This window comes from Peribacillus phoenicis (genome assembly GCF_047238085.1).
Taxonomy (GTDB): Bacteria; Bacillota; Bacilli; order Bacillales; family DSM-1321; genus Peribacillus.
Window position 1 is genome coordinate 1,181,990 of the sequence record NZ_JBDFMF010000001.1, and the last position, 13,532, is coordinate 1,195,521.

Below are 13,532 nucleotides of genomic sequence, written 5' to 3' on the forward strand. Positions count from 1 at the left end.
GGAATCAATTTGAACTTTGAACATACTCAAAAGGTGAAAAACTTGGAAAAGAAGTTAACGGAATTCATGGAAAAGCACGTATACCCAAATGAATCAATATACAAAAAGCAGCTCGAAGCACAGAAGAGCCGCTGGAGTGAAATACCCCCGATATTATCTGAATTGACGGCAAAAGCAAAGGAAGAAGGATTATGGAATTTATTTTTGCCTGATAGCAATTATGGCGCGGGTTTAACAAATCTAGAATATGCCCCGCTTTGTGAAATCATGGGAAGGTCGACGATAGGACCTGAAATCTTCAACTGTAATGCGCCGGACACCGGTAATATGGAAGTGTTGGTGAGATACGGTTCAGATGAACATAAGGAACGCTGGCTGAAGCCCTTGCTTGCTGGGGAAATCCGCTCATGCTTCTCGATGACGGAACCGGAAGTGGCGTCTTCCGATGCGACCAATATCGAATGCAGGATAGAAAAGGCGGGTAATGAGTATGTCATAAACGGCCGAAAATGGTGGTCTTCAGGAGCAGGCGATCCCCGATGCAAGATTGCCATCGTCATGGGTAAGACAGATCCTGAGGCGTCCAAGCATGAACAACAGTCAATGATTCTTGTACCGCTGGATACCCCGGGTGTCAAAATCGAGAGAATGCTCCCTGTGTTTGGTTATGATCATGCCCCGCATGGCCATGCTGAAATCACTTTTGAAAATGTGAGGGTCCCGGCAACGAATATTCTATGGGGTGAAGGTAAAGGATTTGCAATTGCCCAAGGACGACTCGGACCCGGAAGGATACATCATTGCATGAGGCTAATCGGCGCTGCTGAAAGAGCACTTGAAGAATTATGTAAGCGCATTCAATATCGTGTCGCTTTTGGTAAAACATTGGCGAGACAAGGTGTGATCATGGAGTGGGTTGCCGATTCACGGATTGAAATCGAACAAGCAAGACTTCTGACCCTAAAAGCCGCTTATATGATGGATACTGTCGGGAACAAGGAAGCGAAGGCGGAGATTGCCATGATAAAAGTGGTGGCACCTAATATGGCATTGAAAGTGCTGGACAGGGCCATCCAAGGCTTTGGTGCTGCAGGGATTTCCGATGATTTCCCTTTTGCTGCACATTGGGCAAATGCACGGACATTAAGGCTTGCTGATGGTCCCGATGAAGTTCACCGCTCACAAGTTGCTAAAATAGAACTTCGAAAATACCAACAAAAGCATGAGGTGAAAATATGAAAGTTACCGACTTATTCGATCTGACTGGAAAGACGGCGATCATAACCGGCGGAGGGAGAGGATTGGGAGCACAAATAGCGACCGGCTTTGCCGAGGCTGGGGCAAATGTCGTTCTTTGTTCAAGGAAGAAGGAGGCATGCGACGAAGTTGCTTCGCAAATCGAAAAGCTTGGAGTCAAGGCACTTTCCTTCAAGTGTGATATCACCAATCCGTCAGATGTACAGGAGGTTGTTAACGAAACTTACCGTGAATTCGGTGCCATAGACATTTTAGTAAACAATAGCGGGGCATCCTGGGGGGCACCGGCCGTCGACATGCCCCTTGAAGCATGGCAGAAGGTGATGAATGTCAATGTAACCGGAACCTTTATCATGAGCCAGACAGCAGGCAGGGTCATGATTGAGCAGGGACATGGGAAAATCATAAACATCGCTTCCGTCGCTGGATTAGGGGGGACAGACCCCAGGGTGCTCGATACGGTCGGATATAATACGAGTAAAGGGGCGGTCATTACTTTAACAAAGGATTTAGCTGTTAAATGGGGTCAGCATAATATTAATGTAAATGCAATCGCACCTGGATTCTTTCCGACAAAAATGACGAAAGGGGTTCTTGAGCAAGGGAAGAATCCTATCTTGGATTCCACGCCGCTAAAAAGATTTGGGAGTGATGATGATTTAAAAGGGGCAGCGGTTTTCCTGGCCTCGAAGGCATCTGATTTTGTGACTGGAAATATCTTGATTGTCGATGGGGGTTCACATGCAAAGTAATGAAAGGTAAGTAAATATGGCTGGAGGGTATGAAATGATGAATGAAAAAAAATGGCTGTCCGTTTATCCTGATTCAATTTCAAAGGAAATAAAAGTCCCTGAGTTTCCGATGCAAAGAATCCTTCAAAATGCATGTCAGTCCTATCCAAACAATACAGCTATTACTTTTTATGACCGAAAGATATCTTATCAGGAACTTTTTCATGCGTCGCAAGCCTTTGCTTCAGCCCTGCAAAAAAAAGGTGTTCAAAAAGGCGACCGTGTCGCCATCATGCTGCCTAACTGTCCGCAATACGTCATTGCGTATTATGGTTCGTTGACAACAGGAGCCATTATCACCCAAATCAACCCAATGCTGGTTGAAAGGGAGCTGCAGCATATTTTACAGGACTCCGGTGCAGAAACGATCGTGGTATTGGACGGATTATATCCGAAAGTGAAAAGTGTTCAGCAACATGCAAACCTGAAAAATATTATCGCCGTAAGCCTTCAGCCTTCGGAAGCAGATTTCCAGCCTGATGCTTCTTTTGACCAATTCATGAAGACAGGAGACGGGAAAATCAATCCAGTATCAATCGATCCGGAAAATGATATAGCCGTTCTTCAGTACACAGGTGGGACGACAGGCCGTTCAAAAGGGGCGATGCTGACTCACAGCAATATTCTGGCCAATGTCGTTCAATCGTATGAATTCTTCAAGCATGAATTAAAAATGGGCTCTGAAAGAACGCTGTCGGTCATCCCGCTTTTTCATGTTTTTGGAATGACATCCGCAATGAATTTATCCGTGTATATCGCGGGTGACTCGATCATGCTGCCACGATTTGAAATAGAAGAAGTGCTGGAAACGATAAAGCGTGAACAGCCGACCACTTTTCCTGGTGTACCTACCATGTATGTAGCGTTGACGAATCACCCGAAGGCAGAAGAATATGGAATGGGCTCAATTCAGGTCTGTAACAGCGGAAGTGCACCGATGCCCGTGGAACTGCTGCGTGAGTTCGAACGAAAATCAGGTGCAAAGATATTGGAAGGCTACGGTCTTACGGAAGCTTCGCCAACAACTCATTGTAACCCGGTATTTGCTAAAAGGAAGCCGGGGAGCGTCGGGATCGGAATCCCTTCGACTGAATATAAAGTGATGGACCTGGGAGACGGGACAAAAGAAGTGGCCACTGGCGAAATGGGGGAATTGGTCGTCAAAGGACCCCAAGTGATGAAAGGGTACTGGAATATGCCCGAGGAGACGGCGGTAACCCTTAGGGATGGTTGGCTTTATACGGGTGATATCGCCAAAGTTGATGAAGACGGGTATCTCTATATTGTCGACAGGAAAAAAGATTTGATCATCGCAAGTGGTTATAATATATATCCGCGAGATGTGGAGGAAGTGCTTTATGAACATCCTGCTGTCCAGGAAGCGGTTGTCATCGGCGTTCCGGATGCGTACCGAGGGGAGTCGGTAAAAGCGGTGCTTGTACTTAAAAATAATAAAACGGCAAATGAACTGGAAATCATCGATTATTGCCGTGCCAACCTATCGGCCTATAAAGTTCCGCATTTCGTTGAATTTCGTGAAGAGTTACCGAAAACAAATGTCGGAAAGATTTTAAGGCGGGCTTTAAGAGAAGAACTTTCCAGGAAATAAGAGGGCTTTGATAGTACGAAAGCGTATGATATCAATTCAGCTGAAATTTTAACAGATTGCGAGGGTGCTTACATGAAAGAAAAAATGACAGAACATAGCATACGCTTATTTGAAAAGAAGGGCTTTAGTGAAACGTCGATTTCTGACATCGTCGAATCGGTCGGGGTGACGAAGGGAACGTTTTATTATTACTTTACGAGCAAAGAGCAATTACTTATGGATATTCATCTCGCTTATATAGACGAGTTGCTTGGTGAGCAGGAAATGATCATTTCGGAACCTGGGAAAAGCTGTAAGGATAAGCTTTTCGATATGGTATATATGCTTTTAAAAAGCATCAAAACCAAAAAATCCAGCGCAACGGTCTTTTTCCGTGAAATGAAAAATCTAAGTGACGAAAAACTTGCACAAATCCTTCCTAAGCGGGATGAGTTCCGTAATAAAATCGAGCAAGTGCTGATTAGCGGCATCGAGAGCGGAGAACTGCGTTCCAATCTCGATGCATCCATCATCTCTTTTGCTATTTTGGGTGTAGCCAATTGGAGCTATCATTGGTTCGACCCAGAAGGTGAAAAAACCGAACAGGAAGTTGCATCCATTTTTATGGGGATGATTCTGCACGGAATTGAAGCGTGACCAGGACACATACTAACCAGTTAGTAGAAGGGAGATAGAAGGCATGGCCAACAAGCAAATTCAATCGATAACCGTAATTGGGGCCGGGCAGATGGGGCATCAAATTGCGATGCTTGCTGCACTTGGAGGTTACGAAACGATTCTTCAGGATGTTCAGGAAAACGCGTTGAATGCAGCCAAAGAAAAATTGGACGTCATTTTGACTAAATGGGTTCAAAAGGGAAGATTGTCTGAAGATCGTAAATTGGCTGCTTTTAGCCGTCTTCAATATACTTCCGATCTTGAGAAAGCTGCGAGTGGAGCTGATCTGATCATTGAAGCGGTAGTTGAAAAACTTGATGTGAAACAGGAAGTCTTCGCTAAACTTGAAGAATTCGCCCCCGCGGAAACCATTTTTGCAACGAATAGTTCAACGATCGTCAATAGCCTGCTTGCAAGTGTGACGAATCGTCCGGATAAGTTTATTAATATGCATTTCTTTTTTCCGCCTCTAGTAATGGATTGCGTTGAGGTTGTCATGAGTGATCAAACATCGGAGGAAACAGCCAAGCTTGCGATGGAAGTGACAGAGAAAATGAATAGGACAGGAGTTTTGTTGAGGAAAGAGATATCGGGATTCGTAGCCAATCGAATTTTGGGAGCGTTACAGCGTGAGGCCTTATATTTGTATGAAGAAGGAATTGTGGATTATAAGGATATCGATTTAATTTGCAGGAAAGCTTTAGGCCATCCCATCGGCCCTTTTGAACTGATGGATCTATCAGGTATTGATGTAGGATATTTTGTCATGCAGCAGCGATACAATGAAACTGGAAATCCAGAAGACAAGCCAAATGCTTGTATAGCAGAAAAGGTGAATAAGGGACATTTAGGAAGGAAAACAGGAAAAGGCTGGTATGATTATCCAAATCAAGGAGTGAAGAATCGATGACAAAATTAATTAGAGTGGTTAAGGAAAATAAGCTTGTGGTCATCACCATCGATAATCCTCCATTAAACGTAATCAGTAAACAGGTATTCAGAGACTTGGGAGAAACATTCGATGAACTTTCAAAAGATAATGAAACTGTTGCGGTACTCATAACAGGTGCAGGCAATATCGCATTTGCAGCTGGGGCTGATATAAAAGAATTCCCTAGCATGATGGGGAACCCGAATATGAAGGAAATGGTAAAGGAAGGTCATGCCGTCCTAACCAAAATCGACCAGTTTCCTAAACCTACAATAGCTGTATTAAACGGCCTGACTTTGGGCGGCGGATGTGAACTGGCTCTGGCCTGTGATTTGCGAGTGGCTGAAACACAGGTTCAAATTGGTCTGCCGGAAGTGAAATTAGGCTTATTTCCTGGAGCTGGCGGTACACAGCGTTTGTCCAGACTTGTCGGAAACGCAAAGGCAAAAGAGATTATATTTACCGGTGATCCGCTAGGTGCCATAGAAGCGGAAAAGATCGGGCTTGTCAATAAAGTCGTCGAGCAAGGCTGCGGCTTATCGGAAGCGAAAATCTTGGCCTCACGAATGACAAGGCACTCACTTCAGGCACTTTCGAGAATCAAGAAGGCGATTAATGAAGGAAGTGAAGCCACGCTTGAACAAGGTCTGGAGATTGAAACGAATCTTTTTGAAGAAATCTTCCAAACTGAAGATGTTAAAGAAGGGGTTTCCGCTTTCTTGGATAAACGTAAACCTGCTTTTGTACATCGTTAATTCAAGGAGGGGTCTTATGCATGAATTGGAAGTCGACGTCCGTTTTTCCGAAACGGATGCTTTGGGCCACATCAATAACACAAGCTATTTCATTTACCTCGAAGAAGCACGCATGAAATTTTTTGAAGCTTTGGGCTTAGCGACGAATGTCGAGTCATGGAACTTTTTGTTAGCCTCCACTAAATGCGACTTTATTGCTCAGGGATATTTCAATCAACTCTTGACCATTCGTACATCTTTGACAAAGGTAGGTACGAAAAGCTGTGATATGGTACATGATATCCTCTGCTCACAAACTGGGGAAATCATTGCTAAGGGAAGTGCAGTTTTAGTTTGTTTTAATTTTTTGAATCAAAAAAGTGAACCTATTCCTGAAATGATTAAAGAAAAACTCATTTCACATCTTGTTCATAATTAGAATGAAGGAGTGGAAGAACATGGTTGACGATACGATTCCCGTTCGGCCCGGCGAGGAACTGAATATTGGTGCATTAGAAGGTTTCCTAAGAAAAAATATATTGGACCTTCCAAATGAACCGTTAGAATTGCAACAATTTTCAACGGGCTATTCCAATTTGACCTATCAGCTGAAAATGGGTGAGTGGGAGGCTGTTCTCAGAAGGCCTCCGCTTGGTCCTGTTGCTCCAAAGGCACATGATATGAAGCGTGAACATCATATCCTTTCCTCAATCAACCCATATTTTCAAGCGGCTCCCGAGCCTATTCTGTTCTCGGATGACGAATCGATTGCCGGGGCCCCTTTTTTCCTAATGGAAAGGAAACATGGAATTGTAATAGATACCGAATTTCCCAAGGAAATCGAGCCAACTGTCGAAAAGTGCCGACAGCTTTCTCATGTCATGGTCAATCGGCTTGCTGATCTGCACTCGATTCCCTATGAGAAAACTGGGTTGGTGGAAATCTCCAAACCTGAAGGGTTCATTGAAAGACAGGTGCGCGGATGGATTTCCCGCTATGAGAGAGCAAAAACTGATGAAATCAAGGAAATACGACCGCTTACCGATTATTTTCAACATAATATCCCGAAACATAGCCAGACTTCTATTATCCATTATGACTATAAGATCAATAATGCCATGTTTAACCAGGACCTTACAGAGATGGTTGGTTTATTTGATTGGGAAATGTCCACCGTTGGTGATCCGTTAGCCGATCTAGGAGTGGCTTTAAGCTACTGGACGGAAAGCGGTGATCCGGAACTTATCAAAATCGGTGTGGGTAAAGCGTCCGTCACGACTTTAACTGGTTTTCCGACACGAAGGGAATTTATCGAGATGTATGCAGCAAGAAGCGGCAGGGATGTTTCCAACGTCGATTTTTATTTAACATTCGGTTACTTTAAGTTGGCTGTCATTCTTCAGCAAATCTATTATCGATATAAAAAAGGCCAGACTAATGATCCCCGTTTTTCCAATCTCGGAAAAACGGTTAAAAGCTTACTCACTCATGCAGCAAATGTAGCTGCGAAGGAAGTTTAATACAATGGAATATATACAAAACATTCATTTGCTGCTAAAAAAAGAAGAGATAGATGGGAAAAAGCTTCAAGAAGGGGAGAAAGTCGCGGTCGTACTTGATGTGTTATTAGCAACCACTACGATTATTTCAGCACTTCATGAGGGAGCACGCCAGGTGATACCTGTCATGGATCCAGTGGATGCCTTGGTGAAAAGCCAGGAATTGGACCATGGGGATGTAGTAGTGGCAGGGGAACTAAAAGCTAAGCCGGTTGATGATTTAATGTACCCGAGTCCGACGCTATTGAGTAAGTTGGTACGCGACAAAACATTAATACTGTCCACGACTAATGGAACGGTTGCGTTGAGAAATTCAGCCGCTGCCCAAAAGGTTTATATCGCTTCTTTGTTGAATAATCCGTCGGTTGCGGAAAAAATAAAAAAACATCATAAAACAGAAACGATCATCATCGTTTGCTCGGGAAACTCAGGTGAATTCAGTCTGGAAGATTTTTACGGTGCAGGCCATTTGATAGATTGCCTGATTGCTGGATCGCAAGGCTCGTTCATCCTCAATGATGCAGCAAAGGCTGCCCATGCACTTTATCGCACGAATAGCGAAAATGCCTTTGATATCCTGAAATCATCGTATGTCGGAAAGCTGTTTGACAAACATAGTTTGATCGCCGATTTGGAATTGGCGGCGCAAAAAGGTTCGTTGGATCTTGTGCCGGAGTTGGTGGATGGAAGGATCGAGGCTGAATTGAAAAGGCAGGAATCGTAGTTCAAAATCCAGTTAAGGAGTGAAGGGGATGAGGTTTTCACAATCAATAGCGGTGGTGACAGGTGCAGGCTCCGGTATTGGGAAAGCTACAGCGATGCGCCTATCGGACGAAGGGGCAAAAGTGTTATTGGTAGGGCGGACGAAAGGAAAGCTGGAGGAAGCGGCTGCAGAAATCAATGCCAGGCATACGATTCCCGTGGCCGACATTTTCCCTGCAGATGTTACCGTCGAGGAGGATGTAAAAGAGCTGGCCATGTATGTAAAGGAACAATATCGTGACCTTCACATTTTAATCAATAACGCAGGTGGATCAAAGTCCTCGAAGCTTTTGGATACATCTGCAGCTGATTGGGATATGATTCAGCATGTCAATTTGAAAAGTGTCTTTCTTGTTTCCAAGTACTTGGGGAAAGTGATGGAAGAAGGAGCGGGCACTGGTAATGAAGGCTCCGCCAATCGGGCAATCGTGAATGTGGCTTCACTGTCAGGGCATCAGGCAGGGGCATTCATCCCGCATTACAGCTCTGCTAAAGCAGGTGTCATCAGTTTAACTAAATCATTGGCACTGGAACTCGCTGCAGTCGGCATTCGGGTCAATTCCGTATCACCTGGATTCATTGAAACTCCATTAACGGAGGGTGGATTGCAAAATGAAAAATTCGTAAAGTCCATTCAACGGAACACTGCACTGGAAAGAGTGGGGAAAGCGGAGGAAATAAGTAATGTCATTACCTTTGCTGCTTCCCCGGAGGCTTCCTATATGACTGGGACGGATTTATTGGTGGATGGCGGCTGGTTGATCAAATAGAAAAAGGGGATGGGTAAATGTTAAAAGAACACTTAGTGACTGAAGTAATCGATAATGTAATGATCCTGACTTTGAATCGTCCTGAAAGCTTGAATGCGTTTAGTCCGGATATGATTGCAAGCTTAACGAAAGCGATTAAGGATGTAAAACATACACCACATATAAGGGCCGTCATCATCAAAGGGGCGGGAAGGTCGTTCACTGCAGGAGGAGACGTAAAGTCGATGGGGAAGGCCTCTGCAGGTCAATTGTATGATCATGTCGGCAGAATGAACGAATGCATAATGGCTCTGGATGCTTCTGAGGTTCCCGTAATCGCTGCCGTCCATGGATTTGCGGCAGGGGCAGGATTCAATTTGGCACTCGCTTGTGATTTGATCGTTGCTTCCGATGATAGTCAATTTGCCATGAGTTTTTCACAGGTAGGTCTGATTTCTGATGGAGGGGGTTCTTATTTTTTACCTAAATTAGTAGGGCCCCATCTTGCAAAGCAGCTCTTCTTTTCTGCTGAACCGATTTCTGCGGAGCGCTTATACCAGTTAGGTGTCATTAATTATATTTACCCACTCAATCAACTTGAAGAAGAATCATTGAAACTTGCGGAAAAGCTGGCAAATGGACCGACAAAAGCTTATGGAATGATGAAAAAGCTCGTTAGTCATTCATTTACGGCTACACTTGATGAAATACTCGAACAGGAGCGCATCACGCAAACCTTGATGGCTTCAACAGAAGATCATCTGGAGGGAGTTGCAGCATTCAAAGAAAAGAGAAAACCGGAATTTACTGGGAATTAATAGGGGAGGGATAAAGATGAGAGCCATTCATTTTGAAGAATACGGCGGACCGGAAGTACTGAAATTGACTGAAATGGAAAGACCAGTGCCAACTGGGCATGAAGTTCTGATTGAAATCGATTGTGTCGGCGTCAATTATGCAGATACAGCCAGAAGGGAAGGGCAATATGTAGTACCTACGCCGCTTCCGTTCATTCCAGGTGCGGAAGTGGCGGGCGTTGTGGTGGAAGTTGGTGGAAAGGTGACTAAAATCAAACCTGGTACAAGGGTCGTGAGTTTAATTGAATCAGGTGGATATTCAGAATATGCCCTATCTGATGAATTCTCGGCCATTCCGCTTCCTGATGCCATTCAGTTCCATGAAGCTGTTGCCCTGCCCCTGCAAGGCCTGAGCGCCTATCATATTTTAAAGACAATGGGACGCATGCAACAGGGGGATACGGTATTGGTCCATGCTGCTGCAGGTGGAGTAGGAACGATTGCTGTCCAGCTAGCCAAAATCTTCGGAGCTGGAAAAGTGATTGCCACAGCCAGCACAGTGGAAAAGTTGGAACTGGCTAAAGAGATGGGGGCAGATGAACTCATCGATTACACGAAAGAAGGATGGGAAATGGAAGTCCGTGAGGTCACGGGAGGAAAGGGAGTCGACGTGGCGCTCGAAATGGCTGGAGGGGATATTTTCAATAAAACATTGAAATGTTTGGCACCATTTGGACGTCTAGTTGTTTTTGGTAATGCCAGCCGTAAGCCTTATACGATGAACCCGCAGCAATTAATGAGGCGCAATCAATCCGTCGTAGGTTTTTTCCTGCCACAGATCATGAAACACCCAGATTTACTGTTGCCCAGCATTCAAGAACTTTTTGCATACGTCGCGTCTGGGGAACTTAAGCTAACCATCGGCGGAATCTATCCAATTGAAAAGGCAGCAGCCGTCCATGAGGAAATGAACGCCCGTCAAACAAAAGGGAAGTTGATTTTGCAGGTTAAATGAGAAGAAGGGGTGTGATGCACCCCTTGTATGATAATGGATTTTTGCCCTTCTGGAACGACTCAATCCGTATCGGTGCTGACATCTTTATCGGGATGCATGAAAGGCGGCTGCGGTGCTCTTTTAGCCTCTAACAATTCACGGTTTTCAGTTGAATTCCAGCCTATATCATTGGTGGGGTGTATCCATTCGTCTCCAGCCATGATTTCCGGATCTGTATCTTCATTCCAATTTTCAAGTGGTGAGTTTTCGGATGCATATTTACTGTCGCCGATGACGACTCCATAATCATTAACGAATGGAGCCTGTGGTTTTATGCCGGTTCCTTTAAAGCTTGGTGCGTTAATTTGGTGTGGTTGTGTATCGTCGATAATTGGTGAATCCAATTTTTTTTTCATATAGCGTCTCCCTTTCCGTTTTACGGTTATTTTTCTCGTCTGTCCCTATATTATCCCTGAATAATTTCCGGCATTTTTACCCCATTCTAAAGATGTAAACTATATTAAAAAGGGTGGATGAAAATGAAACGGAAAGCCAATGTGGATGGTGCTGTCAAAGCAAGTAAAACGCCAAAAAGAAACCAAGCTGAAAATGAATTTTCCAATGAGTTCGCAATGGAGGAAAACGCAATGAAAGGTGCCAACCGCAATTCAAAGCAAGGCAGAAAAGGAAGAAGTTAATGGATAAAGAAAAACGAGACAGCAGGGAAAAGATGGGGGAACATGTACGAACGGAATTTGGAATCGAATTCAGCGGCGATATGAACGCAACAAAAATTTATGAAATTTTGGCAAAAGAAAATAAAAAACGTGAAAGTGATAAGTAAATAAGGACGGACCCAATTCTTGGGTCCGTCCTTATTCTTAAAGCATGATGCTGCCAGATTTTGAGAGAGGGAAAATTGTTGATCCCTTACCACTCGGATCAAAATAGGCAAGCATGAACGATGGTTTATCGACGATTGTTCCCTCAGCTAAATACGTTTCCAAATCAAAGGGAAGTGCCTCGAGCAATGTGTGTTTGTGTATTTCCTTTTCATTAAGGGCCAAAGCTGTGAAAGAGGAACCAAGCTGTTCAGGGTTATTCAGAATATCTTCATATATCTCTTTCCGCCCATTTTTATCTAATGAAGCTTCCCACCAAGGTTTACGTGGTTTGTATTTTTGATTCATGAAATAATCCAATTTCATGAGTCCGATAATGTTTTTCAGTTCGGCAGATTCCCGGGAAGCCAAAAACTGCTGTAAACGTCTGAATAAGTCTTCAAGCTGATGTCCGATTCGTGACCACCCTTGTTCATCCCAATAGGTACCGAAATCTTGAAAGAAGTCGAACGGTGATTGAAATACCGTTTGGACAAGATATTCCGTGGTATGGTCCATTCTATGATCGTTCCAGTATTTTTCAAGGACATCTTCAACTTGTTTAATGCGGACAATGTCATCGAAGGATAAAACATTATTCCCCAGGATTTCATAGGGAGCATGTTCGCTGTATATATATTGGTGTTCATCGGCACGTATCCTTAAGCCAGTGCCACGAAGCATCTTTAAGAAACCAAGCTGCATCTCTTCGGGTCTGAGCTCGAAAACATCATTGAAGGTCTTTCTGAAAGAATGATAATCTTCTTCTGGTAAACCGGCAATAAGGTCTAAATGCTGATCAATTTTCTGACCTTCTTTTACCATGGTTACGGTCCTTGTTAGTTTTTCGAAATTCTGCCTTCTCATAACTAGATCATTCGTATGATCATTCGTCGATTGTACCCCTATTTCAAAGCGGAACAAACCTGCGGGGGCATTATCGTTTAAGAACTGGATAACTTCCGGACGCATGATGTCCGCCGTGATCTCGAATTGGAAAACCACACCGGGAAGATGTTCATCGATTAAGAATTGAAACATTTCCATGGCATAGCTTCGGCTGATATTGAAGGTTCGGTCAACGAACTTAATGGTCTTTGCACCATTAGACATTAGGTACCTGATATCTTCTTTAATCTTTTCACGATCAAAATACCTGACACCCACTTCAATCGATGAAAGGCAAAATTGGCAGCTAAAAGGGCAGCCTCGGCTAGTTTCGATATAGGTGACACGTTTAGATAGGTCGCCACGGTCTTCCTCCAAACGATATGGAGTAGGGAGGGATTTCAAATCTACCTTGCCGTTCTGAGGCTGGATGATTTTTTTCCCATCCTGCCGATACGCAATGCCGCCGACCTTCTTATAGTCATTCGAACCTTCGATTTCTGATAAAAGGGCCTTAAAGGTGACTTCACCTTCGCCAATTACGATGAAATCAGCACCGGGAATCTGATCAAGCCATTCCCCAACATCATAGGTGACTTCAGGTCCGCCCAGGATGATAACCAATCCTGGATTGATCTTCTTCAGCATGGCTACGACCTTCATTGTTTCCTCGATGTTCCAAATATAGCAGCTGAACCCGATTACATCAGGTTTTTTGGAATGAAGGTCACCAACTATGTTCATAATCGGATCTTTTATTGTATATTCTGCCAGCTGTACATCATAATCTGGCTGGGCATAAGCTTTTAAATATCGGATGGATAGCGATGTATGGATATATTTTGCATTAAGAGTACTGATTATTATATTCATGTTAAAGGGCGTAAAGTAAACGCCTGACTCCTTTCGTGTACATGTCTTTT

The 13,532-nt window shown here is 43.9% G+C and carries 16 protein-coding genes; 14 read left to right on the forward strand and 2 right to left on the reverse strand.

Annotated elements, in window-relative coordinates; genetic code table 11:
* The first annotated feature begins 9 nt into the window (after positions 1-9).
* The 12 genes from ABC374_RS05690 to ABC374_RS05745 all read left to right on the forward strand — a co-directional run bounded on the left by ABC374_RS05690 (position 10) and on the right by ABC374_RS05745 (position 10,861).
* Entirely contained in the window at positions 10-1,239 is a 1,230-nt protein-coding gene (locus ABC374_RS05690) for an acyl-CoA dehydrogenase family protein (protein WP_413016443.1), read from the forward strand.
* Positions 1,236-2,009 carry an SDR family oxidoreductase gene (locus ABC374_RS05695; RefSeq protein ID WP_350301865.1) on the forward strand — a complete coding sequence of 258 codons (774 nt, stop codon included), beginning with the start codon at positions 1,236-1,238 and terminating at the stop codon, positions 2,007-2,009. The genes ABC374_RS05690 and ABC374_RS05695 overlap by 4 nt, the downstream gene beginning before the upstream one ends.
* Before the next feature lie 37 nt (positions 2,010-2,046).
* Entirely contained in the window at positions 2,047-3,657 is a 1,611-nt protein-coding gene (locus tag ABC374_RS05700) for a long-chain-fatty-acid--CoA ligase (RefSeq protein ID WP_350302820.1), read from the forward strand.
* Positions 3,658-3,729: 72 nt separating this feature from the next.
* Complete coding sequence (locus ABC374_RS05705) at positions 3,730-4,293, forward strand: TetR/AcrR family transcriptional regulator (RefSeq protein WP_350301866.1); 564 nt, start codon at positions 3,730-3,732, stop codon at positions 4,291-4,293.
* Positions 4,294-4,336: 43 nt separating this feature from the next.
* The gene (locus ABC374_RS05710) at positions 4,337-5,224 is read left to right on the forward strand and encodes a 3-hydroxyacyl-CoA dehydrogenase family protein (protein ID WP_413016444.1); all 888 of its coding nucleotides are present in this window, start codon (positions 4,337-4,339) and stop codon (positions 5,222-5,224) included.
* Positions 5,221-6,000: an enoyl-CoA hydratase gene (locus tag ABC374_RS05715; RefSeq protein ID WP_413016445.1), complete on the forward strand. Its 780-nt coding sequence runs from the start codon at positions 5,221-5,223 to the stop codon at positions 5,998-6,000. The genes ABC374_RS05710 and ABC374_RS05715 overlap by 4 nt, the downstream gene beginning before the upstream one ends.
* A 16-nt stretch (positions 6,001-6,016) precedes the next feature.
* Positions 6,017-6,418, forward strand: a complete 402-nt coding sequence (locus ABC374_RS05720; RefSeq protein ID WP_350301869.1) for an acyl-CoA thioesterase — start codon at positions 6,017-6,019, stop codon at positions 6,416-6,418.
* Positions 6,419-6,437: 19 nt separating this feature from the next.
* Positions 6,438-7,499: a phosphotransferase family protein gene (locus ABC374_RS05725; RefSeq protein ID WP_350301870.1), complete on the forward strand. Its 1,062-nt coding sequence runs from the start codon at positions 6,438-6,440 to the stop codon at positions 7,497-7,499.
* 4 nt (positions 7,500-7,503) lie between these two features.
* Positions 7,504-8,262, forward strand: coding sequence for a 2-phosphosulfolactate phosphatase (locus tag ABC374_RS05730; RefSeq protein ID WP_413016446.1), 759 nt, complete (start codon positions 7,504-7,506; stop codon positions 8,260-8,262).
* 28 nt (positions 8,263-8,290) lie between these two features.
* On the forward strand, positions 8,291-9,070 hold the full coding sequence (locus ABC374_RS05735; protein WP_350301872.1) for an SDR family NAD(P)-dependent oxidoreductase: 780 nt from the start codon (positions 8,291-8,293) through the stop codon (positions 9,068-9,070).
* 17 nt (positions 9,071-9,087) lie between these two features.
* Positions 9,088-9,867: an enoyl-CoA hydratase/isomerase family protein gene (locus ABC374_RS05740; RefSeq protein WP_350301873.1), complete on the forward strand. Its 780-nt coding sequence runs from the start codon at positions 9,088-9,090 to the stop codon at positions 9,865-9,867.
* Positions 9,868-9,883: 16 nt separating this feature from the next.
* Positions 9,884-10,861, forward strand: coding sequence for a quinone oxidoreductase family protein (locus tag ABC374_RS05745; RefSeq protein ID WP_350301874.1), 978 nt, complete (start codon positions 9,884-9,886; stop codon positions 10,859-10,861).
* Positions 10,862-10,920: 59 nt separating this feature from the next.
* On the opposite strand, the gene ABC374_RS05750 is transcribed toward ABC374_RS05745, so the two are convergent.
* Positions 10,921-11,256 carry a DUF3905 domain-containing protein gene (locus ABC374_RS05750; protein ID WP_350301875.1) on the reverse strand — a complete coding sequence of 112 codons (336 nt, stop codon included), beginning with the start codon at positions 11,254-11,256 and terminating at the stop codon, positions 10,921-10,923.
* Positions 11,257-11,379: 123 nt separating this feature from the next.
* On the opposite strand from ABC374_RS05750, the gene ABC374_RS05755 reads away from it, so the two are divergent.
* On the forward strand, positions 11,380-11,538 hold the full coding sequence (locus ABC374_RS05755; protein ID WP_094246584.1) for a hypothetical protein: 159 nt from the start codon (positions 11,380-11,382) through the stop codon (positions 11,536-11,538).
* Positions 11,538-11,684: a hypothetical protein gene (locus ABC374_RS05760; protein WP_350301876.1), complete on the forward strand. Its 147-nt coding sequence runs from the start codon at positions 11,538-11,540 to the stop codon at positions 11,682-11,684. Before ABC374_RS05755 ends, ABC374_RS05760 begins: the two co-directional genes overlap by 1 nt.
* Before the next feature lie 37 nt (positions 11,685-11,721).
* Here ABC374_RS05760 and ABC374_RS05765 read toward each other — a convergent pair whose 3' ends face one another.
* On the reverse strand, positions 11,722-13,482 hold the full coding sequence (locus tag ABC374_RS05765; RefSeq protein WP_413020280.1) for a B12-binding domain-containing radical SAM protein: 1,761 nt from the start codon (positions 13,480-13,482) through the stop codon (positions 11,722-11,724).
* Positions 13,483-13,532: the final 50 nt, after the last annotated feature.

Bases quoted from the DNA above. Each gene is read 5' to 3' on its own strand.
- ABC374_RS05760 (WP_350301876.1), top strand. From the start codon at position 11,538: ATGGATAAAGAAAAACGAGACAGCAGGGAAAAGATGGGGGAACATGTA.
- ABC374_RS05745 (WP_350301874.1), top strand. From the start codon at position 9,884: ATGAGAGCCATTCATTTTGAAGAATACGGCGGACCGGAAGTACTGAAA.
- ABC374_RS05725 (WP_350301870.1), top strand. From the start codon at position 6,438: ATGGTTGACGATACGATTCCCGTTCGGCCCGGCGAGGAACTGAATATT.
- ABC374_RS05730 (WP_413016446.1), top strand. From the start codon at position 7,504: ATGGAATATATACAAAACATTCATTTGCTGCTAAAAAAAGAAGAGATA.
- ABC374_RS05735 (WP_350301872.1), top strand. From the start codon at position 8,291: ATGAGGTTTTCACAATCAATAGCGGTGGTGACAGGTGCAGGCTCCGGT.
- ABC374_RS05755 (WP_094246584.1), top strand. From the start codon at position 11,380: ATGAAACGGAAAGCCAATGTGGATGGTGCTGTCAAAGCAAGTAAAACG.
- ABC374_RS05700 (WP_350302820.1), top strand. From the start codon at position 2,047: ATGAATGAAAAAAAATGGCTGTCCGTTTATCCTGATTCAATTTCAAAG.
- ABC374_RS05695 (WP_350301865.1), top strand. From the start codon at position 1,236: ATGAAAGTTACCGACTTATTCGATCTGACTGGAAAGACGGCGATCATA.
- ABC374_RS05705 (WP_350301866.1), top strand. From the start codon at position 3,730: ATGAAAGAAAAAATGACAGAACATAGCATACGCTTATTTGAAAAGAAG.
- ABC374_RS05750 (WP_350301875.1), bottom strand. From the start codon at position 11,256: ATGAAAAAAAAATTGGATTCACCAATTATCGACGATACACAACCACAC.
- ABC374_RS05710 (WP_413016444.1), top strand. From the start codon at position 4,337: ATGGCCAACAAGCAAATTCAATCGATAACCGTAATTGGGGCCGGGCAG.
- ABC374_RS05765 (WP_413020280.1), bottom strand. From the start codon at position 13,482: ATGAATATAATAATCAGTACTCTTAATGCAAAATATATCCATACATCG.
- ABC374_RS05715 (WP_413016445.1), top strand. From the start codon at position 5,221: ATGACAAAATTAATTAGAGTGGTTAAGGAAAATAAGCTTGTGGTCATC.
- ABC374_RS05720 (WP_350301869.1), top strand. From the start codon at position 6,017: ATGCATGAATTGGAAGTCGACGTCCGTTTTTCCGAAACGGATGCTTTG.
- ABC374_RS05740 (WP_350301873.1), top strand. From the start codon at position 9,088: ATGTTAAAAGAACACTTAGTGACTGAAGTAATCGATAATGTAATGATC.